This is a genomic window from Verrucomicrobiaceae bacterium (genome assembly GCA_016713035.1).
Lineage (GTDB): Bacteria > Verrucomicrobiota > Verrucomicrobiia > Verrucomicrobiales > Verrucomicrobiaceae > Prosthecobacter.
Genome location: JADJPW010000003.1, coordinates 1 through 22,063, shown reverse-complemented (window position 1 = coordinate 22,063; position 22,063 = coordinate 1). Strand labels below are relative to the sequence as shown.

Below are 22,063 nucleotides of genomic sequence, written 5' to 3'. Positions count from 1 at the left end.
GTCGTCTCGCTGGTGAAACGGTTGGTCGTGTGGATTCGCTCATCGACATCTTGGATGAGAGCTTTTCACAGCTCTCTGACGCGATGACCGAAAGGCTCGAAAGACCACAGACATCGTTTTGCCTACAAACTCAATCCCAGCGATTTGCGAAGCAAAACGCTGGAGGAGTTCTCGTCCGCTTTAAAGCAAGGGTAGCCGCCTCACACAATCTCCCAGCCTTTGCGGTAGTCGCGGCGGACCATTTTATCCGCCAGCTCGTTGTTCGGGATTTTTAGCGCCGGGGCATCCCAGATGAGATTTTCACCAGGGAAGGCGCTGGCTAGGCAGCCGAGAAGCACGGCCTCCGTGAGCGGGCCTGCGTAGTCGAAGTTTGCGCTGGGCTTCTTATCACCCTTCAGGCAGCAGTCGATGAAGTCGAACCAGTGATTCCGTGGTTCGAGTTTCGGATACTTGATGCCTTTAAATTTATCCGCAGGGAAAAGACGCGGCGTGGAGCCGTGTGGATGCAGCAGAACGCCTTCCGTGCCGAGGTAAATGCTTCCCTGACCGGGAAATTTCGCCGCATCGCCAGTCAGCGCCATGACCTCGGCTGGTGGACGGGCATCGCCATCTGTCCAGGTCACTTTAATGCTATCGCCAGCGGTGAATTTGGTGCCTTTGTAGGAATACTCGACGATAGCGTTGATCGCCCAGTTGTCCTTGTTCGGTGCGGGACCGCGTGAGACGACACCCGTGGGCGCAGCCAGATCCAGAGCACGGAACCAGCCGCTGAACATGTGACAGCCCATATCGCCAAGTGTGCCCGTGCCGAAGTCACGGCGCTTGCGCCAGTTTGCAGGGTGATCGTAACCTTCGATATAGCCACGCTCCGAGGCGACGCCCAGCCAATTGTTCCAATCGAAGCCCTCTGGGATAGGATCGCTCTTCGTGGGACGTGGCTCCATATCACCCCATTTCTTGTTCGAGAAAGTGTGGACCTCCTTCACTTTGCCGATGAGGCCCATTTGGATGAGCTCCACCGCATAGCGCTCGGATGAGTCGGAGGAGACCTGGATGCCCATTTGGGTCATCACGCCCTTTGTACGGGCACGCTCCACCATCTGGCGGCACTCCCACAGATTATGAGCGAGCGGCTTCTGCCCATAGACGTGTTTCCCCTTTGCGATGGCCGCGATGCCGATGCTGCCATGCATGTGATCTGGCGTGGAGACGTTTACGCTATCGATATTGCCCGCTTCTTTTTCCAAAAGCTCTCGCCAGTCCTGGTAGGTCTTTGCGTTTGGCCATTTCTTCAAGGCACCGGGGAATTTCCGCGTGTCCACATCACATACGGCCACCAGCTCCCACATCGGATGCTGTGACATCGCACTCATATCAGACATCGACATACCCGCTGCTCCAAAGGCTGCATGGCGCAGCTTCCCATTCGGCGAAGCGGCCATCATGCCCGTAGTGACCCACGGGGCGGCGAAAAGTGTGGCTGCAGATTGGCGGATGAAATGACGGCGTGATTGCATGGTGTGAGGTGAATGAGGGATGAGGTGGCACAAAATACGTTGCGTAGCGTGCTGCTTATCCGATTTCTCCTTCATGAGCGATATATCCGCACGACTCCAAACCATCCGCGAACGATTAGCTTCCGCCTGCGCACAGGCAGGTCGTGTGCCTGGGAGTGTGGATCTGCTCGCCGTATCGAAAACCTTTCCTGCTAGCGCCATCCGCGAGGCTGCGGAGGCAGGGCAGATCCTCTTTGGTGAGAATAAAGTGCAGGAAATCCTCGCCAAGGCACCTGAGCTACCCTCGCGGCTGCGCTGGCATCTCATCGGCCATTTGCAGTCGAACAAAGTGCGCAAAGTGCTGCCCCTCGTGGATACCATCCACAGCGTGGATTCACTGGACCTCGCTCGCGACATCCAGCGCATCGGTGCGGAGCTAGCGCTCTTCCCCAAAGTCTATCTGGAGGTGAATTTGGCCGCCGAGAGCACGAAGCACGGCTTCAAGCCCTCTGAGCTGCGGAGTGGTGGACTCGATGCACTCTATGAACTCGATCGCCTGCACATCCAGGGCCTCATGTGCATCCCGCCCTTTGATCCCGTCGCAGAGAAAACACGCCCCTACTTTGTCCAGCTACGCAGACTGCGTGATGAGCTGGAAAAAAGCGGTGGAGCTCCGCTGCCTGGCCTCAGCATGGGCATGAGCCATGATTTTGATGTCGCCATCCAGGAGGGAGCCACCATCGTCCGCGTCGGTAGTGCCATCTTTGGTGAAAGGACGGCGAAGAACGTCGATGCGTGAGTCCGTAGTCTATTCCATCATCCTGCTCGGTCGCACCATCGCTAGCCCGACGCTTTTGCCGCTGAGTGGGTGTATCGTCACACTGGTCACTTTTCCCGTTTCGTAGGCATCACCTACCAAAAGAGCAGTCTCACTCTCAAACGAGACCATCGTGCGCGGCATCTTCCCGGTCGTTTTGATGCGTGAGAGCACTTCCTGGCCGATGTAGCACCCTTTGGCGAAATCCATCGCACGAGACTCTAATCCCGCCTCTGGCGGAAAAGTCTCATTCGTCAGCTCATGGCCCCAGCGAGGCACTTTTTGCAAAATGCGCAGACTTTCGGCATCCGCATCGCTTAGCTCGATGTGGCGCGGAACATACGCCGCGTCAGCCGGCAGCCACAGATCCACCCCAGTGATGCCAAAGCGCATGGAGCGGATACCTGGAGGCAAATCTGGCCCGAAAACATGCCAGAGCTGCCATGGGTTCGTCACATCCGTGAGCTCGGCATCATCGGCGACGATGTAGCGCTCAAGGCGCATGCCTAGTGACTCACGTAAAGTGGCCTCTGCGTCGATGAGGAGTGCCTCCTCCCCCGCATGGATGAAGACATCGCCGCACATGCGGCCCTTCACATCCGTCACGCAGGCGTAGAGCGTGTTCGTCGTGCTAGCACGGCGGACATCTTGGGTCACTTGCCCATTGAGGTAGCGCACACGGTCTGCGCCAGTCAGCCGCCACTTCGCACGCGTGCTGAGGTTCACCGCAGCCCCTTGCGCCATGATTTGTTCGTAGAGCTCGCGTGTCATGCTGTGGGCCATTGTCCATCCACGATGGGTTGGAGCTTGAGTTTCGCAGGATCGATCACCACATGGCGCACCTTTTGGCGTTTCCAGGTATAGGTGATGTGTACGAGCCCATCGCGGGTCTGGATGATCGCTGGATAGCTGTATTCGCCGGGATCGCTCTCCAGCACCAGCGCCGCACTCCAGGTCGTGCCATCCTTGCTTGCTGCGAGGTTCAGAGGGGCGCTTGCCGCCCCACTTGCCGGGAGTGCCACCGATGTGATTGTACACGATCAAATGGCTGCCATCGGCCAGCGTGACGGCATCCGTGCCGCTATTATTATTCGGGAGTGTGCCCAGTGTCATCGGTCCCCATGTCTTCCCAGCATCCTCACTGCGCACTTCAAACACACGATTCATTCGGCTGCGTCCCAGAGCGAGCAGTTTATCCCCACCCAGAGAGAGAATGCTCGGCTGGATCGCCTGAATCGCCACGCCATCATTTACCGGAGGGGTTTTCTGCCAGGTCGCACCTAGATCGCTGCTGCGCTCGAAATGCACGGCCCACTTGCTGGGCTTCTCGTGCGTTTCATTGCTCGTAGGGCATAAAATATCGCCATTGGCGAGCTGCATGGGCTTGTTCTTGATCGGCCCGAGAATGCCTTCGGGCAATCTCCGCGCTGCAGACCAGCTTTGGCCACCATTCGTGCTCGTCTTGAGCTCGCCCCACCACTGCTCGGGATTGGGGCCCACTTTATAGAAGAGCATGAGTGGACCGCTTTTCGGCTGAAAAAGCACCGGATTCCAGGTGGGATAGCGTGTGCCATCGGGCTGTACTCCATTGGCCGTCTCTGCGCTGGGCGTCCATTTCCCGTCGATGAGGCGAGATACCCAGATGCAGACGTCTGGGTTCTTCTCATGCGTGCCACCGAACCACGCGGCGACGAGACCGGATGGAGTCTCCGCTAGCGTAGTCGCATGGATCTGCGGATACGGCCCCGTATCGTAAATGAACTCAGTCTTCATCGCCGCAGTCTCTGCCCGCAAAAGTGGGCAGAAGCCAAACGCCGACAAAAGGGCGAACAGAGCAGTCTTCATAGGATAGGATGGATGAGCGGGAAGGGCTTACTTGGTGATTTTCAAGACACGGTCGTTGTAACTGTCCGTGATGTAAAGCTCACCCGTCAGCGGATGAATGGTCACTCCATGAGGACGAGCTAGCTCACACTTTTGTGGATCGCCGCTGGCGCTACCTTTGGCGTGCTTGCCAGTGCCTGCGATGCGCTCGATCTTGCCGGTGGTTGGCACGTAACGGCGGATGAGGTGACTTTCCGCGTCTGCAATGATGACGGAGTCATCTTTATCCACGCAGAGGTGCTTAGGGCCATTCATCGTGGCTGCGAGTGCGTCGCCGCCATCGCCTTCGCCGCCTTTTTGGCCGCTGGCGTTCACGACGGTGCGGATTTTGCCGTCTTTAGCCACCACACGCAGCGCATTGCCACCACGCTCGAGGATGTAGATGTTTCCTTGCCGATCCACCGCCACAGCACGCGGATCGACCAGCGGCGCATCGACCGCTACGGCACCATCTTCGGGTTTTCCCTTCTTGCCATTGCCCGCGACGACTTGGGAGGTGCCAGAAGCCAGATCGACCATGTGGATTTGCTGCAAATTGGCGATGTAGAGCTTCGTGCCCGTAAAATCGAGCGTGATGCAGTAGGGGCCTGTACCTTTGATATTCTTGCCCGTCGCTTTGAAGCCCGGCAAGGTGCTCACACTGTTGGTCTTCAGATCCACTTTCCGCACCACACCATTCCAGGTGTCACCGATGAGTATATTGCCATCGGGTAGGACGGCGAGGTTATGCGGGCCGTTGAACTGCGCTTGCAGTGCTGGGCCACCATCCCCGCTGTAGCCTGCTTTTTCCTGTCCGGCGATGTGGAGGAGCTTTCCGCCCTCCTCGACGCGAAAGAGCCGATTCCCCGAAATCATCTCCACGACGTACATTTTGCCCGTGGAGTCGAACTCAGTGCCAAACGGCTCTTTGAGACCGCTGCCGATGACTTCGACGATTTGAGCGGCCTGCATAGCCGCGACCGAAAACAGGATGGAGAGTGAAACACGGATGATATTCATGGCACCCTCTTTCTAAATTCACTGCCTCACTGAATCAATGACTCACTGACTTTTCCCTGATCCACTCCACCACCTGCCGTCGCTGCACGGGCAGACGCTTGTGGAAGACATCCGCGATAGCCTCCGCCGCAAGTGAGCGACTGCCCTCTGGCACGATGCCGAGTGCCTCTGCCATACGCTGCTCATAGCGGGTGATGAGCGCCATGCTCGGGTCTTTTTCCGTGAGAAAATCCAGCGCCTTGCAGAGGAGCGCATGGATCTCTGCCAGCGGTGTGTGACTTTCCACCACGAGGGTGATGAGCTTCACCATGTAGGTGGCCGCCAGCACGCGTCCGTAGCTGGTGCGTAGCCCCAGACGCGGATTCGTCCACCGCGCCTCCGCCAGGATGCCTAAGTCGGTATTTTTCCCCGGCACAAAGCGCAGATCACAACTCACAAAGAGGTCCAAAAGCCCCACAAACGGCGACTTCGGCCTCAGAGCTCCCTTGGCGATGGTTTTAAACACCCCCATCTCCGCACTGCACCACTCGACGATCAAACTCGTCTCTGTGTGCCTCTGTCGGCCGATGAGGATGGCTTCGGTTTTTTGCATCTATGAGCAGGGCAGGATGCTAGCAGGAATCAACACAGAGCAAAGCCTGGTATGTCATTTTGAAACAGAACCATTCCGATGAAGGACAAAAAAGGCCGCACTGCATCCGCATATCCGGTGGTGATGCGTACTGCGTATCACCCATTTTTCCGCGAGGGTGTCGTCTGGATGGCGTTTTCTCTGCCTCCAGCCATGAAACCATTCTTTGCCCTCATTCTTGCCGTTTCCGCCTACGCCGACGAGCCGCTCACGAAGAAACAGAGCTTTCACTTCACCGTAAACGGTCCCGGTGTGCTCTTCGACGACGTTCGCATCTGGGCAGCGAAATGAACTCCTTTTTTAAACCTATGAATCGTTTATTGCACACACACCTCGCTGTCGCGGCAGCATTCACACTCTGCCTCGCTGCCAAAGCTGACGAACCTGCCACGCTCATGACCACGCGGGGCAAGCTGCTCGCCAGTGAGGACTTCGCTGAAGCACCACCTCCATTCACCGGCAAGCCCGTCGGCTTCGCGAGCGGATTCACTGGTTGGCGCTACAACAGCAGCGCCACGGGTGGCAAAGGCGGACGTTGGGAGATCGCGAAGGGCGAGTTCCGCGGCATCGAGACCCCTGGAGCGAACCATCCGGCCACCGCTTCGTTTGGCCTTCCGTTTCAAAACGTGATCATCCAATGCGAGGTGCGCCTCAACGACGTGCCTGACGAGGGCCGGAAGTATCGCTCGCTCTTTGTGAAGGCCACAGACGCAAAGGACTACGTCATCTCGCTCAGCCTCGGCCAGGGAGGGCTGTTTTTGACCCCGTATGACGCGGACAAGATCAATCCCACTACCAAGCAGCGCGAAAAAGGCCCCACCGTGAAGCTGCTCACGCCCATCAAACTGAACGAATGGCACACCGTCGTGCTGGAGATCCAGGGCAATGAAGTCGTCGGCACGCTCGACAAGAAAAGCATCACGCTGGACAATCCGCTCATCGGCACCGCTAAACACAGCATCATGCTCGGCGCAGGCACCGAGGCCAGCTTTCGCAAGCTGCGCATCTGGGGAGCGCTGCCGAATGCCGAGTGGGAGAAGAACAAAGTGAAACTCCATGCCGGCGCGAAGCCATGAGAGCCGCACTTTGCCTCTGCCTTTGGAGTTTGTGCGTCATGGCAGATGAACTGCCGAAGACGCTCCGCCTTGATCTTCAGCGTCCGATTGATCCACGACTAGCGAAGATCGAATCCGGCGACTTTGGCAGCGGTCAGGTGCATGTGGCTCGCGCAGCCGTCGAAGTCCGCGCTTTGTCTGGTAAGCTCAAGCCGGGAGATCAATTGGTGCTCTCGGGTACGGCTTGGAAGGACGCATGATTCACTTTTGAAGGCCATGGCACGGCTGAGGCCCCGATTATTATCCGGCGCGAGGATGCACCCAGCAGGATTTTTTGTCGAAGCCGGTGCTGACGGTGTCCAGTTGGATGGTGAAGAGCGGCTCGGCGGCAAAGAGCGCCGGGCTGAGAGCAATGAGGAGCAAAAGGACGCGGCGCATGGCATTACTTGGCCTGTTGTTTCGCCAATTCAGTGAGGAAGGCTTTCTCGCGGTCCGCAACGTAGCGGTGGTAGCCTTCGGGATCAATGAAGGGGTTATTGGCACCAGCGTCAATCGAGCGGGCATGTTTGGCATTCATGTCGTAGTAACCGCCGTGGGCCCCGAGGAAGAGATCAACGGGCTGTGCTTTGAGGAAGTGAAAGGTGCGCTCGTAGTCGGTGGCGATGGTTGGGTAGTCTTTATTGGCGACGAGGATGTAGCCTGGGTTCACATTCGGACTGCCGATGATGACGGCGTTGAGGTCATCGACCTTCATCGTCCATGTCGTGCAGCCGCGTGTGTGGCCAGGGGTGAGATTTGCGACGAGTGTGCTGCCGCCGAGTTTGACCTCGTCGCCGTCTTTGAGTCGGCGGTCCACTTTGGCGGGGGTGAACTGCGTGTAGTCGGCCAGACGTGACTTCTTCGCGCCGCCGCTCTCCACCGCATCGGCGTCCTGCTCCATGACGAAGTATTGGGCCTTGGTCTGCTTGATGACCTCCGCGCTGCCTGCGCAATGATCCGAGTGAGCGTGGCTGATGAGCAGGATCTTCACGTCGGTGAACTTGAAGCCGAGTTTCTCTATGCTCGCGCGAATGAGTGGCACGGACTCATCAAAGCTACTGTTGATAAGGATGTGCCCCTCGGGTGTGGCGATGAGATAAGACGCGAGATCCTTCGAGCCGACGTAGTAGAGATTTCCGGCAATCTTGTGCGGTGGAAAGGGCTCCATCCATGCCGCAGGCTGTGCGACGAGCGCTTGGATGGAGAAGAAGAGGCTGAGGATAAGAAGCAGTGGTTTCATGAGGGCTCAGTCGGCGAGACCTTGGAACATCTCTTTGCGAGTCTCGTTGAAGAGATGCAGGCCCTGGGCTCCGGCGGCGCGGACTTTGGCGGCGCGTTGCTCGTAGTGCTCGCGGGTGAGCAGCGTGCTGGGCACGGGCTTCATCTTGCCTGCGGCGATGAGGCGGTCTTCCTCGGCAGTGCGGTCGTGGCCTTTGACGGTGGCTTCTTCGCCGAATAGCACGGCGCAGCCTCTGCCTTTGGCCATCTGCACAAAGGGCGCGATGTCGAAGTCATAGCCGCCGAGTCCGTATTGGCCGACGACGAGGTAGTCGAGCAGGCCGTCCTTCAGCCAGGTCTCGATGTCGCAGCCCCAGGTGGGATATTTTTGCCAGTCGATGCGCACAGAGAGCCCGAGGTGCCTGCCTTTGCGCTCACCTGCTTCATCAAGGAGCTGGCGCACATCGCGGACGAAGCGGGTCATGTGCTCGAAGCGCAGCGGGAACCAGCGCGGGTCGTCCTGCGGCACGGTGGCGGCCTCAATGCCGTATCTGGCCTTGAAGGCATCGGCCATGGGCTTTTCAAAGCTGAAGAAGATGGGATGGCGCTGGAAGTCGAGATTGATGCCGTCGATGTCGGCCTCCACGACCTCGCGCAGGATGGCGAGTTTGAACTCGCGCACCTCGGGGAAGGCAAAGGAGAAGCGCGCGCCGGTTTTGCCCTTCGCATCGACGATGCGGAACTCCGGGTGCTGCCACCAGAAGGTGCTGTTGGCGAACTTCGGAAACGAGCCGCCCCACATCTCCGCCGCATAGTCGCCGCTCACGCGCAGCGAGGCATAGCAGGCGATTCCGGCCTCGTGGCACGCATCGGCAACGATCTTCAACGTGTGCTCGCCTGCGTCGGCCATGCGCTTGAGTGTTTCGTGCGCGAGCTTGTCGCCACGGCGAGGAAATTCAGTCATGCCATCGCCGATCAACTTGGTGACCTTCGAAGGATAATTCGCTCGGCTGCCTGCGATCATGCACCACTCCATTACGGCCACTTGCGTGTCCTTGTAGGCCAGCATGGCCTTCCGCAGATCCTCGGCGGTCTTGTAGCGGCCACTGTGAAAGGCGCTGAAGCCGTCGTCATTCACGACAATGAGCTGCGAGCCGTTGCGCGGCTTCGGTGGCTCGGCGGCGAAGAGCGAGGTGCAAAGAACAACAAGGAGTGAAAAAAGGGGCTTCAGCATGGCAAAGGGCCATTGTCGTGACCCAGCATGAGAAACGCCCGTCATGAGGAAGTTCTACCGTGGCAGCGCCATTGATTAGACGGGAACAAGCAGGTGGTAAATAGTGAAGCGTCCGCGGTTCGAGTCGAATAACTCCACTTCATCAGAGAGAACGTGTAACGATTCGCTGATTCCAGAGTCGTCGGGGATAATGCTAGACGTGGAAAGAACACTTCCATGGGCAAGGCGGAGCTTGTCACGGTGCAAATGAATGACTGCAGAGATTGCATCGCGTGCGGCTTCAATTTCGCCGTCAAAAACATAGCCGAGCATGCCACCCGCACGCAGCCCTCTGGAGTAACGGCCGGAGATGAAGCACATCATGCCTTGCTCGTCCTCCACCGGCTTGGTGGTGCGGGATGTCACATACTCGGAGACGAGGGAACTGAACCCAGCCTGCGGAAACGTGACGTGCAGGCGTTTGGCTTCGATGGCAAAACACGGCCACGGCTTGAGCGTTCCGGTGGAGAAGAGGAACCGAAGGTCCAGTCTCCCAATTTTTCCATCCTCGTTTTGCTCATCCAATTCCCACGGCTCGATGTCGAGGTGGGTGGGACGAGCTTTCAGCTCAGCATCGCGCAGAAGTCGCTTCCAGAGGCGTTTCGTGATGGAGTTTTCGTGCTCGCAGGGTTCTGCCTTCTTCACCGACTTCATGCAGCGGAGGATGGCTGCGAGGATGAACGGGATTTCATCTTTGGGGAAAGGTTGCCGCCAGATGTCAGAAATCACGCTCATGGCTTATGCACCCCTGGATTGTTGGATGGCGGCGTAAAGGTCAGCGCTGTCGTTGAGCGCAGCGGTGCGGGTCCAGCGCCCGCGCAGGGCGGGTTTGGCGATGAAGATACGCGGGCCATCAAACCACCACGTCTCATCCCTGAGATAAATGAGCGATCCATTTCCCGTCGTAGCGGCGCCCTCGATATGTCTGACTGCCTCGGAGAGTTCTTTCGTGAGCGGCGTAGTGCGGAACGATCCGCTAGTTTTTGTCTGCTCGACTTTGACCACGGCGAGGCCGAGTTCGTCGTTCACCGCAGAAGTGATGGTGAGAGCAAGACGTTGATCTTGGGACCACTCGCGTAGCGTGCTGCCAAGCATGTCGGCATAGGGAGCCAGACCGTTTGCGTCGAGCGTATCGAGCGTGGGCATGGGCGTATCGAGAGTGCCTGGTGTATCGCTCTTGTCGAAGATGGTGCAGGTATCCTCCACCAACGCCCTTTCTTGGTTGGTGAGGCCAAAGTAGTCGTAAATCAGCGGCTCTACTTCCTCTTGAACGGCTGCAGTTTTTGTCGCCCATGTGGAAAGCCACTTCTTTCGCTCATCGTCAGCATTGCCTTCGTCGCCATGGCGGAGCTTGAGAGCTTTTGGGTCATCTAGTTCCTCGAGCCGCGCCGCGAGCTTGGCTGCGGGTTCGGCCATGCGCTTTTTCAAATCGCGCAGCTTGCTGACGATCTTCCTTAGCAGGGCCGCTGCTTCAGGTGAAGCTGCATCCGGGTTGCCCGGCAGGTAAAAAGGCATGCAGAGCACTTCATCGAGATGCACTTTGTCACGCTCCATGCCGATATTGGCCGAGGTATGAAACGCTATGTAGCGTGCGAGCCGCGAGCGGAGATAAGCAGCGAGGAAGATGAGACTGTCTGCATCTTCCTGTGGACCAGCGATGGATTGTAGTGAGTCCTGAAAGCGAACTGTGAAATCGAAGAATGCGGCACTCGTGAAGCCTTGATTGAAAAGCACCAAGGGCGGTGTGAACAAGGCAGAGGGCGGCTTGCTGTAGAGTTCTGTGAGACTGTATTCCTGCGCGTTAAAGTGTTCCTGGACACTGCCGCAGAGTTCCTGCGGAACAAATGCCTGCCCTTCCATGCGTTTGGGGGCAAAAACAAATCTGCGGTGCTCCATTTGTCTTTGGCTTCCTTGAATGGCCTCAATTCACGGTCTGGCTTTGCCTTGGAATTGAGGCTCCAAGGCTTGCATCCCTGACCTGCGACCCACTCGTGAGTGCGTTTGCCGCGAGTCTGGCTGAGTTGATCAACCCGGTCACCGAGCTTTGGTAACGCCCAAAGACTCTGTAGAAACTTCACATCTTGCTGGGTGCCCCAGAAGTGGCACTTCCAAGCCATGGTCGCAGCATTGTTTCCTGCCGCACCGAGGAGTGACCTCAAAAGAAGTTCTTTGCGGTCGCTAGGAGCGATAGGGATTGCTCCCTGCCTCAGGTCCACCCGGGTGACCTTCGGCGTGAGATACTCGACACGGTGTGTCTCGACTGCGGGCGGGTTGGAATTGAAGCGAGCTATGAGGCATGGGCAAATCGCGCCCGTGAAAAGAATGAAGCGGTAATCCGACAGTTGGACGACCTTTTCCAAAGTCACGTCTCGCAGCCACCGACTTTGGAAAACGTCAGTCTTGTTGAAGAAAACTTTTGTCGGTAGGAGCAGCGCGGCCTTGCCATCTGCTAGGAGAAGACTCGGCGTGCGAGCCATGAAGTCTTGGGCGATCTGCTTTTTGCCGCGTCCAGCCCATGGCGGATTGCCCACGATGGTATCGAATCGTTCGTTTTCCTTCGCCACCCATTCTTTGGCGAGCGGGAAGAAGTCGCCATGCCAAATGACCGGAATGTCGGGCTTTTTCGCTCGGCCGCCCTGGTGTTGGAGCAGGTTCGGCAACTTGTTCGTCTCACTCTGCTGAATATAGCTGCGAATATTGCGCGGCGTAAATTGATCGAGAAAGGCGAGGTAGAGACTGAAACAGGCGACGCGGCAGGCGGTGGCGTTCTTGTCCACGCCGCGCAGACTGCCGAGGGCGGTGCGAAGTGCCTTGTCCTTAGCGCGGTAAGCGTGTGGAGTTTCGCGTGCGGCTGTCGCTTGATGCTTGGCTGTCCACTCGGCGGCGAGCCGGTTGAAGACCAGCACGAGGAAAATGCCGGAACCACAGGAGGGGTCGAGATAGCGCTGACCCGTGAGGCTGGTGCGCCCTTCCAGAGCGACATCGAGCGTCATTTCCGCAAGGAAGCGTGGCGTGTAATAGGCACCGTCCTCGCGCTTTCCGGAGACGTTTTCGTTTTCAAGGAAGTTCTCGTAGATGGCGCTGATCGTCTCGACGGGGATGCAACTGAAGTCGTAGGCCCAGAATCCCAAGGTCCTCTGGTTTCCGCCAATGTCGTCGCCCTGTAGAAAGCAGCGCACGGTTTTCAGGTGCGATGAATGAATGGCCGCACGTTCGGCATCAAGGGAATCCTCGTCGAACATACTGCCGTTAAAGTCACGCTTGAGCTGCGGGAAGAGACGCCGGTAAAGACGGTCGAACACTTCGTTATCGTCTCCCTGCAGCACGTCCTGGAGGGTTTTCCACGGCTGCTTCGGAAGTATTTCTCATCGTTCAGGACGACGATGCCACGATCAATGAGGTAACAGGTAAAGAGCAGGCGACCAAGAAAGGCATGAGCCGTGGCGACATCCAGCTTGTATTTGCCACGGGTAAGTTCATTGCGGACCGCCGCGAGCTGGTCGAGCAGGTAAGCATCCACCATCTCGCGAGGGTTGAACTTTTTAGCGGCGTTTTTCCCCTCTGGATTGTGTCGGCGATAGAGTTCCCCAGACGTCACCTGTCGGCAAAACGTGTGGTATGCATGAACGGCATCCGTGCGGTGTGCACGGAGGGCTTCCGCAGCAAGGCCGAGTTCTTCAACGAAGCTTTCGAGTGGCGCTTCGCCGCTGACGTGCTCTTCCGTGAGACTCCTGGGCGGCATCATCGCTGAGAAAATGCGCGTTCGCCGCGAATCCACGAGCACGAGGAGCGTGGCAACACCCTGATTCCACAGTTTTCGCTGAAGCTCGTGCACTTCCTGCGGAGAAAGCTCCCGCTCATCCTCGCGGAGATAAACCGTGGGAATACCTCGCACGACGAGCACACCGCAAAGCTTCATGTCGGCCCATGCACGCAGCAGCAAATGCTGATAAGCAAACAGATCGGAACTGGCGAAGACATCGCCCGTATTCCGAAGATAGACGATGCCCGGCGGAGGCTCAGGAAAAAGGAGCCTGCCGGGGGCATTGGATGGTAAGCACTCATTTTCGCAGCCTCCTGATGACGGCGCGCGCAACGCCCTGGATTTGCAAATCCCACCCAGGAATGAGGTCGGGATAACGTGGGTTCTCCGCACGCAGCCACACCTTGTTACCGCGACGAAGGAAGGTCTTCAGTGTCGTTTCGTTATCAATCAACGCTGCGACAATGCTCTGATTATGCGGCTCTACGCCCCGCTCAACTAGGACCACATCGCCGTCGAAAATGTGGCACCCTTCCATTGAGTCGCCTTTGACGGTCAAAGCGAATGCCTGTTTGCGATCATGGATGCCAAAGTTTTCAGGCCCGAAGCCAACATACCCTGTCAACTCCTCGTTCGTTGAGCTGGGAAGTCCGGCGGGCACCTGACCTAGCACCGGAATCTCATCTGAACGATGCAACAAATGAATGCCCCGTGCCTGCTTGCGATCACGAGAGATGTAGCCTTTGCGCTCGAGCGCAGCGAGATGGTCGGTGGCCGCTTTCGGACTACTGAACTCAAAACGCTCGCAGATTTCTCGGCAGGTCGGGGCACTCGCACCCACGTCGAGTCGTTCTTCGACAAATCGAAGAATCCCGGACTGCATTTCGGTGAGGGGCGCTGGCATACTATACAGGCGTATAGTGAGGGCCGTCGAGGCGATTGGCAAGCTCAGCTTCATCCGACGGCAAAGTTTTCCCGAAAGGGGGACTCGTGCGAAGCCTCAACAAGCCACGAGATGCTGGCCCCGAACTCTTCGTGAAACGCCATGCATTAGATCGGCGTCACCTTGGTCTTCGGAGCTTGTAGCTCAGCGGATCAAGGGCTCCTCGGAACCTGAAGTGCTGTCTCATGTCAGCAACGGCACTTCGCAACGGGCCTGACTCAAAATTCCTCGGCCATCTGGTCGAGTTCTTGGTTGATGCGGTCCTTCCAGGTGGCGGGAAGATCGAGCTGGAGGAGTTGATCGAAGGTTTCGATGGCTTTGATCTTTTTCCCGGCTGCCAGCAACGTGCGAGCGTAGGCTTCGAGGAGATTGCCACGCGCGGTGATGCTGGTGACCTTGGTGAAGTCGGTGCCGTCGAAGGCTTTCACAGCTTCTTTCGTGCGTTGGCTTTCGATGAGCAAACGAGAGAGCGCGATGAGGCTGTCAACGCGCCAGGCGTAGTTGGCGGGCGTGACTTTGAGTGCCTGGCGGAATTGCTCCTCGGCCTTCGCGGTATTGCCCTGCTTTTGAAAAAGCACGCCAGCTTCTCGCAGTGACCGACCACGCACACCGACTTCCGCACCCGGCGCGGCGGCGGCGAGTTGCCACTGTGCGAGTTCGGCAGCGGCGTCTTTCTTCTCGTGGTAGATGGTGGCAAGGATGCCGTGTGCCTGACCCAGGATGCGTGTGGGCCATGAGGCGACTTGCTTGTCACGCACAAACGTGAGCGCTTCATCGTAACGCTCGAAATTGGCAAGCACACGCAGCTTGGCAAAATCGCGCAACGCGGTCTCCTTGATCGTAGCAGCGATGGCGAGCGAACGGTCGGCGTCCTTCAGCGAATCGACGGTGATGTCGAGTGCCTGCGAGAGGTAAGTGAAGTTCTCGCTGGCTTCGTCGGTCTTCGTCGCGAGCGCTTCGAGTTTTTGCAGAGCTTCGTCGTAGCGCTTCTCCGTGCGCAATCGCTTCACGGCACTGAGAGCGGTGTAGTCGATGGCGTGTGAAGCGCCGCTGAGTGAGACGAGGCAAACCAAGAGGAGGCAGAATCGATTCATGAGTGGATCATTTGAAGGTGGCTTTTCCAAAACTCGCGTCGCCTGGGATGCGGGAGGCATTGAGCTTGCTGGTCCAGGCGGAGAACTCGCGGTTGGTCTTCTTGTCGGTAGAGTCGGTGAAGTGCACGCGGCCTACATTGAGATACCAGGTGTCGCCAGCTTTGGGTGCCTTGGTGCGCAGGGTTTCAAAAGGGATGATGGCCATGGATTCCCAGCGGTTCTTGGCCGGGATGAGCTTGGTTTCAAACGTCCATGCGCCGTTCCAGCCCTCGTCGTTCCAGCCGTAACGCGGGTGCAGGTAGTCGGCGATGAAGCCGTGCTCGGCTTCGTTGAAGGAGGTCGGTTCCGGCTCGTAGGCGAAGTAGAAGTAGCGGCTCTTGTCGGCGATGGGTGAGACATTGACGATGATGCTCTCCTGCAACCACAGCTCGGCATCGTGGCCGCGTGCGCCGAAGGTCATCTTGTTCGCAGGCTGCTCGCCACTAACGCGAAGGTAGAGATGGGCGTCGTCGCAGAGCACGCGGAAGGTGGTGGGCGCTTGCAGCTTCGTCACGGCGGCATCGGTGGACAAAAGCGGGTGCGCCTCAGCTTTTTCCCAGCGGGGTGAATCGAGTGTCAAAGGCTCGGTTACTCGCTCAATGGTGAGCGATTGGCTCTGCTGGATCATTTGCGCCGGATTCGCCCGCATCTTCGCGGTGTCCCAATTGAATGGCGCACGATCCAAGTAACGTCCGGCATACTTCAGGCCCTTTTCGTCGGCGAAGCGATACGCGGGGTTCTTCTTCTTGGCATACTTCGCGTCACCGTTGGCCACACCGGCGACAAAGGCGTTGCGCGCATCCACCGCGTCGAGCAACTGCGTGAGCGAGGCCACGTTATTCATCGCCTGATGATTGCGCCAGGCATTGATGACGAGCGCGAGGTGCTTCAGGAAATCGAACTCGTAGCGCACGATGTCGAGCCTGCGCTTCACCTCAGGCAGCTCGGCGCTGCCTTCCGCGGCAGCGAGGTCTTCTTCCAGTGAGCTGATGACATCCGGTGGCCAAAGCGTGCCGAGTGCGAAGATGGGATCGCGTCCGGACTGATACGCGTAGTCACGCAGCACGCGCCACAGCTCGACGCGCTTTTGCACGTTGGTGAAGAAGCGGCGCATCGGGTTCTCGCACTCGCGGAAGGCGGCCTGCAGGTATTCGTCGAAGAGTTCGTTCGCGCTCTGCCGCTTCGGGTCGATGGCGAGGCGCAGATACACATAGATGTTCGGCCCTTCGAGTCCCCATTGGCCTGCGCCGGGGCTGCCATTCACCTGCGCCATGCGCACGTTGTTCTCCACCAGCAGACGATTCTGCTCGGCGATCATCGAGACCGTCATGAGCGGCGTGAGGCCCACGAGATGGAAGTTGCCCCAGTTGTAAAGATACGCCGAAAAGCCTCCGGGCACCTTGAGCTGCTTCCACGCGGCAAAGGCCTCTTCGTCAGAATGCATCATCTCGATGATCGTGTTCTCCGGGAACTCGCGGAAGGTCTGCGGCGGCTGAATCGTGGGGCCGTAGGAGGTCATCATGAGCTTTTTGCCCGGACGATCCTTCATCAACCGCACGGCCAGATCGCGATGCATGATCCAGATCTTTTCGCCCCAAGCGCGATCCGTGCTGAAAGCGATGCCATCGGTCGGCTTCGTCGTGGGTTGGACACCGTAAAGCGCCTCGCATTCCTTGCACTGGCAGGGGCGGAAGCCGTCAGCCTGACCCAGCTCGATGACATCGTAGCCGCTGTCGAGACTGGCGAGGATGTGCTTGTAGATCAGCTCGCGCACCTCGGGATTTGAGAGGCAGAGCTGCCCATCCGTCGCGCCGACCTCCGGCTGCCGCACATTGCCGGTGAGGATGAAATACTCCGGATGGGTCTTCCCATACTCGGCAATCGGCACCGCCGACGGATGCTGATGCCCGCCACGCGACCACACACGCGTAAAGCGCCGACAATGATTCGCCGTGTAGAACAACTCCGGCCCATTGCGCATGTCGTGCTCGATGAAGTGCGGCTCGCCGAGCACATCGAGCGTCGGCGGCACATGAATGATCGACTGCGGCACAAAGGTCGTGCCCGATTCATCCGGCGACAAAAACCGCGCCCCGACAAAGCGATGCACAAACTCCGCCGTGCCAAACAGCGTGCCCTCAAACGGCAACGACGGGTCCTTCGTCGCCGTGCGCCAGCCCGGGATGGCGCGTTTCCCCTCCAGCGCATCCGGTTCGTCATTGCCCGCGATGATCACATCACGCCCCACCACCTTGTGCGCATAGCCCCAGCCGCTCAGCTTTTTGAGATCCACCTTCGCCGCCGCGAACTTCGTCGCTCCCACATAGAACGCCGGTCGCCCCGCCTCCACCTGTGACTCCTTCACAACCGGTAGAGCGATCTTGTTCGCCGCAAACGCCTGCTGCAATAACTCCGCCGCCCGCGTCACCGAAGACTCCGCCGTGGGATTCGCTGCCACATCCGGCACCACGATCTGATACTTCGATTTGCCCCGGAAACCGAGGATCATGTCCTCAGGCTCGTCCACATCAGTCGTTGCAATTTGAGCGATGGCGGACAGCGCGATGGCAAAGAAACAAAGGAGAGCGGCAAGTTCGCGCATGAGACGAGTGGTGGAAGATGTGAACACGGATGAGGCTAACGTCGCCAAGGGCTACGCTTTGTCCGCAGATGATGATGCGGCTGCCTTTGTGAATCATTTGAATGGTAAAAATTGAAGCCTTCGTCAACTTGTCGATGCTCCTGCAGCTCCGGCGACACCCACGGCTCATCAGCAACCGCCTCTGATCGAGAAGCGAGCAGCCTGTGGCCTTTGGCATTTCTCACAACATGAAAAACACGATCATAAACCTCGGCACGATGCTCGCCGTCTTGGTCTTCAAAAAGTCGCCAGGCTAAGTGTCGATGTTTGTTTTTGCGGAATTGGGGAGTGGAGCGTCATCGCATTCGCTACTTTGATGAGCGAGCTGCAATTATGCGCATGACCTGTCCGTCCCAAGTTGGGAAATGGGATGATTGATCCCCGAACATGCGTCTCTGCAGACGGATTCTGCGGTAAGTGTGAACGCGGACGTGCTTCACCCGCCGGAGGTCAGTGCGATGGCACGCGATAGGGGGAGGGCCACTAGATCGAGCATGACGATGCCGTGCAGCATGAACAGGCTCTTCATGAGCCGGGTAGCGGGCGTGGACCTTTGGGCTCGAAGTGGTCTAGCAACTCTCAAAGCCCGCCTACGATTTGCAGCAGCTCCACCTGAAAAATGAGGTCCGCGTAAGGTGGGATCTTGGCCCCTGCGCCTTGACCGCCGTAGGCGAGGTTTTGAGGGATGTGCAGCAGCCATTTGTCACCGGGCTTCATGAGTTGGAGTGCCTCCGTCCAGCCGGGAATGACCTGACCGACGCCGAATGTCGCTGGCTCGCCTCGGTCGTAGGAGCTGTCAAAGACGCTGCCATCCACCAGCGTGCCACGGTAGTGCACCACCACCGAATCACTGCGCATGGGCGAGCGTCCGCTGGCCGGACCTGAGGCCAACACCTTGTAGCGCAGGCCGCTCGCCGTCGTGACTACACCTGATGCATCCACCTTTCTCGCCGGAGCCTGCGACGCGGCTTCGCTGGGCTTCGATTCGGCTGTGGTTTCTTTTTTGGAGGGGCTCGTACAGCCTGCGAGTAGCATTAGCGCAGCGGAGAAGACGAAAGTGGATGGTTTCATGAGTATAGGGCTTTGGTGAGGAAAGGACACTGTGCCTTAAATGCTGATAAAGGGCGTATTCAACGCGAATGCTTGCAAAGGCCACACCGGTAGATCGACTTGCCGCGATTCGTCCGAATCGGCCTCTCTGTCCATACGCATGAATTAAACTCGTGCCATCTTCACCCCGCTGAAAGCCGCCATCACGAAGTGCGAGGGGCTGCACAAGAGCAGTGACAAAGCGAAGCTGTGCCGCCGATTTTGAAGCCGGAACAGGAAAACAAGACCGGACGCTGATTCGAGTAACCTGTATTGCTCTCTCTTTTTCGCTCTCTTGGCCTGGAAAGCGGGATCAGCACGGCGTGCGGCCTTTTTTGGCAGTGCGTTCGGCTTGGCGATCTTGTGGAGCGGAATCTAATGAAATGCTGATGAAGTGTGGATGGAGGTAAGAACGATGGCTATAATGCCGCTAGCTCCGCAAAAGGTGGCTACCGTTGATTTGTCGCAGCCAAAAAAAGACCGCCACCGGTGGCTGACGAGGCAGCCGTGTCGGAGGCGGTCCAAAGAGTGGGACAGAAAACTTATTTTTTGCCAGCCATCACGCTCTTGATGATGCCGATGATGGCCATGAGCACACCACCGCCTGCTGCTGCGCCGCCGACTTGTCCGCCGAGACCTTGAGCAAGCTCAGGGCTGATCATGCCGAGAAGCTGGACACCGCCAGCTCCGCCGAGCAAGCCTGCTACGGTATTGCCAATGGGGCCCAGGCTGAGATTTTTCAGAACGGCACCGATGCCGTTGCCGCCGATGGCACCGATGATGAGTTGGATGATGAGTGCTTTGATGTCCATGTTATCTGATTTGTTGTGTGTGGTTGGCGGGAGGCTGGAAGTTTTGCAGGCTTTCGGTTCAGAAAGGAAGGGTTATTTTGTGGCTGACTTGGCTTGTTCAGATAATAACCAGGAACATTGTTCTAGACCGGTTCTCAAAATGACTGTCCGATTCCCGGCGGCGGGGCAGCCTCATTGGCGGCGTCATTCGCTCGTCAGCTATTGTTCCAATAGCCTCCTCGCTCTTTTCTTGCCACTGAAGCTGCCGCGCTCGCCGGTCATTTCAGACATTCATTTTGAGAATCGGTCTATTTCCTCAGATCCGCTGCGGTTGTGGCATTGACGGATTCAACTGCCCCCAATCTCCGCCTACACCTCTACAAATTAAGGCCCAGTGGTGATGACGATGCTATCGGGCTGGACTTTGAATTCGCGGATGGCTTTGAAGATGGGACCGAGGGTGGCGTCGTTGTGATAGGGGCCGAAGTAGCCGTACATCTGCATGCCTTTGATCATTTCTTCGGGCACTTTTTTGTCAGGGACGCGGACGGCGACTACTTTGATGTCGGGGCCGAGGGCGGTTTTTTCGGTGAGGAAGTCGATCTGGCCGACGAGGTAGCGTTTTTTCTCCTCCCAGAAGCGGGCGGTGTTCATGGGTAGGCTGGCATCGGTGAGGATGAGCGATTTTTCGGCATCGAGGCCTCTTACACGCAGCATGTCTTTGTAACCGCCGGTGGCGGCATCTGGGGTGAGGAGGAGCAGGGCATTAAGCTCCGGGATCGAGAGCGTGAGTGTGGCGGGAGTGCCGGCGGAGGCTGCTTTGGCAAAGGCGGCGAGTTTTTCCTGCAATCCGGTGACGGGGGCGATCTGCGGGAGTGGGGCGGGTGTATCCTGCGAGATGGCGGCGATCTCTTTATCGAGTGTGATCGGCACGTAATAGAACATCCACCATGCGAGGAAGCTGAATACGCCCACGGCGGCTGTCATGATGATGCAGCCGTAGCCTGAGTGAAATTCCCCCGTCGGAGTTTTGACGATTTTTGCCATGCTGGGTGCTGTGCATGCGGCAGGAGGAAAGATCAAGCACGCGGGAGCTTTTGAGCAGTGGTCTAGCGGCCAAAGTGGGGGCTCAGGCCGCGAGGATGGCCGGATCCCAGTCTTTCCACACGGCATCGAGGCCGCGTGCGCTGAGCATCTGGGCCACTTCACGCGGGCTTCGGCTGTCTGCGATGCCGAATTGGCCTTCGGCGCGGTTCCGGGTGCTGGTGGTTTCTTTTTCCACACGGCGACCACGCACGGTGAGGTGCAGGTCGTCATTGCCTGCGCCGGTGTAGCCGCCGGGCTCGGTGTGGCTGCCAGCGCTCATGGTGGTGATGCCTAGCGGTGCCAGGGAGTCACGCAGCGGTGCGGGCTCTCGCGTGCTGAGCACGATGCCGACTTCTGGAAAGGTGAGGCGGAAGGCACAGATGGTCTGCACGAGTGCCCAGTCGGGGAATTCTGTCTGCGGGCGGAATCCGCCTGCGGCTGGGCGGAGGCGGGGGAAGGCGACGGTGAAGGTGGAGCGCCAGCAGTGCTTGTAGAGATGCTCCAGATGGGCTGCGAGCCGTAGGGCCTCCAGCCGCCAATCACTCAGGCCAAAGAGTGCACCGATGCCGATGCGGCGGAATCCGCCTGCATAGCCGCGCTCGGGGCAGGCGAGCCGCCAGTCGAAGTCTTTTTTCGGTCCGGCGGTGTGCATGTCTTCGTACATGGCGCGGTCGTAGGTCTCTTGATAGACGACGAGGCCCTCTGCGCCTGCTTTGACCATGCGCTCGTATTCTGGAGCCTCCATGGGGCCGACTTCGATGCCTAGTGTGGGCACGCTGTCTCGTAGGGCACGGAGGCAGTCCTCTAGGTAGCCATCGCTGACGAAGCGCGGGTGCTCACCGGCGACGAGGAGGATGTTGCGAAAGCCCTGCTCCAGCAGATGCCGCGCTTCACGCAGCACTTGGTCCACGGTGAGGGTGACGCGGAGGATGCTGTCGTTGTCACGGGAGAAGCCGCAGTAGCTGCAATTATTCACGCACTCATTGGAGACATAGAGTGGGGCAAAGAGCCGCATCGTGCGGCCAAAGTTCCGCCGCGTGAGCAGAGCGGACTCGCGAGCCATCGCCTCGATCTGAGCGGGTGCCTTGGGCTCTAGTAGTGCGGCGAATCGCTCCATCAGGGGCGATTTCTTTCCCGGCAAGGCATCGAGCGTGGGGATGAAGGCGGTGTGCGGCATGCGTGCGTGTGCGTGGGGCTGTGAGTCG

General features: G+C 58.3%; 22 protein-coding genes and 1 pseudogene. 4 read left to right on the top strand and 19 right to left on the bottom strand.

Features of this window, described 5'->3' with window-relative positions; genetic code table 11:
* Positions 1 to 200: 200 nt before the first annotated feature.
* On the bottom strand, positions 201 to 1,517 hold the full coding sequence (locus IPK32_11270; GenBank protein MBK8092530.1) for a Gfo/Idh/MocA family oxidoreductase: 1,317 nt from the start codon (positions 1,515 to 1,517) through the stop codon (positions 201 to 203).
* 73 nt (positions 1,518 to 1,590) lie between these two features.
* On the opposite strand from IPK32_11270, the gene IPK32_11265 reads away from it, so the two are divergent.
* A complete protein-coding gene (locus IPK32_11265; GenBank protein MBK8092529.1) occupies positions 1,591 to 2,295 on the top strand; it encodes a YggS family pyridoxal phosphate-dependent enzyme in 705 nt (234 codons plus the stop codon).
* Between the two features lie 9 nt (positions 2,296 to 2,304).
* Here IPK32_11265 and IPK32_11260 read toward each other — a convergent pair whose 3' ends face one another.
* The 4 genes and pseudogenes from IPK32_11260 to IPK32_11245 form a co-directional block, all read right to left on the bottom strand.
* A complete protein-coding gene (locus tag IPK32_11260) occupies positions 2,305 to 3,084 on the bottom strand; it encodes a hypothetical protein (protein ID MBK8092528.1) in 780 nt (259 codons plus the stop codon).
* Positions 3,081 to 4,158, bottom strand: a pseudogene (locus IPK32_11255) (exo-alpha-sialidase). The gene IPK32_11260 and the pseudogene IPK32_11255 overlap by 4 nt, the downstream one beginning before the upstream one ends.
* A 27-nt stretch (positions 4,159 to 4,185) precedes the next feature.
* The gene (locus tag IPK32_11250; GenBank protein MBK8092527.1) at positions 4,186 to 5,196 is read right to left on the bottom strand and encodes a hypothetical protein; all 1,011 of its coding nucleotides are present in this window, start codon (positions 5,194 to 5,196) and stop codon (positions 4,186 to 4,188) included.
* A 34-nt stretch (positions 5,197 to 5,230) separates the two neighbouring features.
* Positions 5,231 to 5,788, bottom strand: coding sequence for a recombination protein O N-terminal domain-containing protein (locus IPK32_11245; protein ID MBK8092526.1), 558 nt, complete (start codon positions 5,786 to 5,788; stop codon positions 5,231 to 5,233).
* 78 nt (positions 5,789 to 5,866) lie between these two features.
* On the opposite strand from IPK32_11245, the gene IPK32_11240 reads away from it, so the two are divergent.
* From IPK32_11240 to IPK32_11230, 3 genes are read left to right on the top strand one after another with little or no spacing between them, the layout of a single operon-like run.
* A complete protein-coding gene (locus tag IPK32_11240) occupies positions 5,867 to 6,118 on the top strand; it encodes a hypothetical protein (GenBank protein ID MBK8092525.1) in 252 nt (83 codons plus the stop codon).
* 17 nt (positions 6,119 to 6,135) lie between these two features.
* The gene (locus IPK32_11235) at positions 6,136 to 6,903 is read left to right on the top strand and encodes a hypothetical protein (protein MBK8092524.1); all 768 of its coding nucleotides are present in this window, start codon (positions 6,136 to 6,138) and stop codon (positions 6,901 to 6,903) included.
* Positions 6,900 to 7,142, top strand: coding sequence for a hypothetical protein (locus IPK32_11230; protein ID MBK8092523.1), 243 nt, complete (start codon positions 6,900 to 6,902; stop codon positions 7,140 to 7,142). Before IPK32_11235 ends, IPK32_11230 begins: the two co-directional genes overlap by 4 nt.
* A 40-nt stretch (positions 7,143 to 7,182) precedes the next feature.
* On the opposite strand, the gene IPK32_11225 is transcribed toward IPK32_11230, so the two are convergent.
* The 14 genes from IPK32_11225 to thiH all read right to left on the bottom strand — a co-directional run bounded on the left by IPK32_11225 (position 7,183) and on the right by thiH (position 22,035).
* A complete protein-coding gene (locus IPK32_11225; protein ID MBK8092522.1) occupies positions 7,183 to 7,320 on the bottom strand; it encodes a hypothetical protein in 138 nt (45 codons plus the stop codon).
* A gap of 4 nt (positions 7,321 to 7,324) precedes the next feature.
* The gene (bla, locus tag IPK32_11220; protein ID MBK8092521.1) at positions 7,325 to 8,161 is read right to left on the bottom strand and encodes a subclass B3 metallo-beta-lactamase; all 837 of its coding nucleotides are present in this window, start codon (positions 8,159 to 8,161) and stop codon (positions 7,325 to 7,327) included.
* A gap of 6 nt (positions 8,162 to 8,167) precedes the next feature.
* Positions 8,168 to 9,373, bottom strand: coding sequence for a family 10 glycosylhydrolase (locus IPK32_11215; GenBank protein ID MBK8092520.1), 1,206 nt, complete (start codon positions 9,371 to 9,373; stop codon positions 8,168 to 8,170).
* 75 nt (positions 9,374 to 9,448) lie between these two features.
* Complete coding sequence (locus tag IPK32_11210) at positions 9,449 to 10,066, bottom strand: hypothetical protein (protein ID MBK8092519.1); 618 nt, start codon at positions 10,064 to 10,066, stop codon at positions 9,449 to 9,451.
* Between the two features lie 84 nt (positions 10,067 to 10,150).
* Positions 10,151 to 10,966: a hypothetical protein gene (locus tag IPK32_11205; GenBank protein ID MBK8092518.1), complete on the bottom strand. Its 816-nt coding sequence runs from the start codon at positions 10,964 to 10,966 to the stop codon at positions 10,151 to 10,153.
* A 26-nt stretch (positions 10,967 to 10,992) separates the two neighbouring features.
* Entirely contained in the window at positions 10,993 to 12,654 is a 1,662-nt protein-coding gene (locus IPK32_11200; GenBank protein MBK8092517.1) for an N-6 DNA methylase, read from the bottom strand.
* Entirely contained in the window at positions 12,597 to 13,508 is a 912-nt protein-coding gene (locus tag IPK32_11195; protein MBK8092516.1) for a hypothetical protein, read from the bottom strand. Before IPK32_11195 ends, IPK32_11200 begins: the two co-directional genes overlap by 58 nt.
* Positions 13,474 to 14,079: a repressor LexA gene (gene lexA, locus IPK32_11190; protein MBK8092515.1), complete on the bottom strand. Its 606-nt coding sequence runs from the start codon at positions 14,077 to 14,079 to the stop codon at positions 13,474 to 13,476. Before lexA ends, IPK32_11195 begins: the two co-directional genes overlap by 35 nt.
* A 257-nt stretch (positions 14,080 to 14,336) precedes the next feature.
* Positions 14,337 to 15,212 (bottom strand): hypothetical protein, encoded by an 876-nt coding sequence (locus tag IPK32_11185; GenBank protein ID MBK8092514.1) that lies wholly within the window; start codon positions 15,210 to 15,212, stop codon positions 14,337 to 14,339.
* A gap of 7 nt (positions 15,213 to 15,219) precedes the next feature.
* Positions 15,220 to 17,853: a DUF4838 domain-containing protein gene (locus IPK32_11180; protein ID MBK8092513.1), complete on the bottom strand. Its 2,634-nt coding sequence runs from the start codon at positions 17,851 to 17,853 to the stop codon at positions 15,220 to 15,222.
* 618 nt (positions 17,854 to 18,471) lie between these two features.
* Positions 18,472 to 18,963, bottom strand: coding sequence for an FKBP-type peptidyl-prolyl cis-trans isomerase (locus IPK32_11175; protein ID MBK8092512.1), 492 nt, complete (start codon positions 18,961 to 18,963; stop codon positions 18,472 to 18,474).
* A 560-nt stretch (positions 18,964 to 19,523) separates the two neighbouring features.
* Positions 19,524 to 19,793, bottom strand: coding sequence for a hypothetical protein (locus IPK32_11170; GenBank protein MBK8092511.1), 270 nt, complete (start codon positions 19,791 to 19,793; stop codon positions 19,524 to 19,526).
* Between the two features lie 363 nt (positions 19,794 to 20,156).
* A complete protein-coding gene (locus tag IPK32_11165) occupies positions 20,157 to 20,855 on the bottom strand; it encodes a hypothetical protein (protein ID MBK8092510.1) in 699 nt (232 codons plus the stop codon).
* Between the two features lie 46 nt (positions 20,856 to 20,901).
* Positions 20,902 to 22,035, bottom strand: coding sequence for a 2-iminoacetate synthase ThiH (thiH, locus tag IPK32_11160; GenBank protein MBK8092509.1), 1,134 nt, complete (start codon positions 22,033 to 22,035; stop codon positions 20,902 to 20,904).
* Between the last annotated feature and the right edge of the window lie 28 nt (positions 22,036 to 22,063).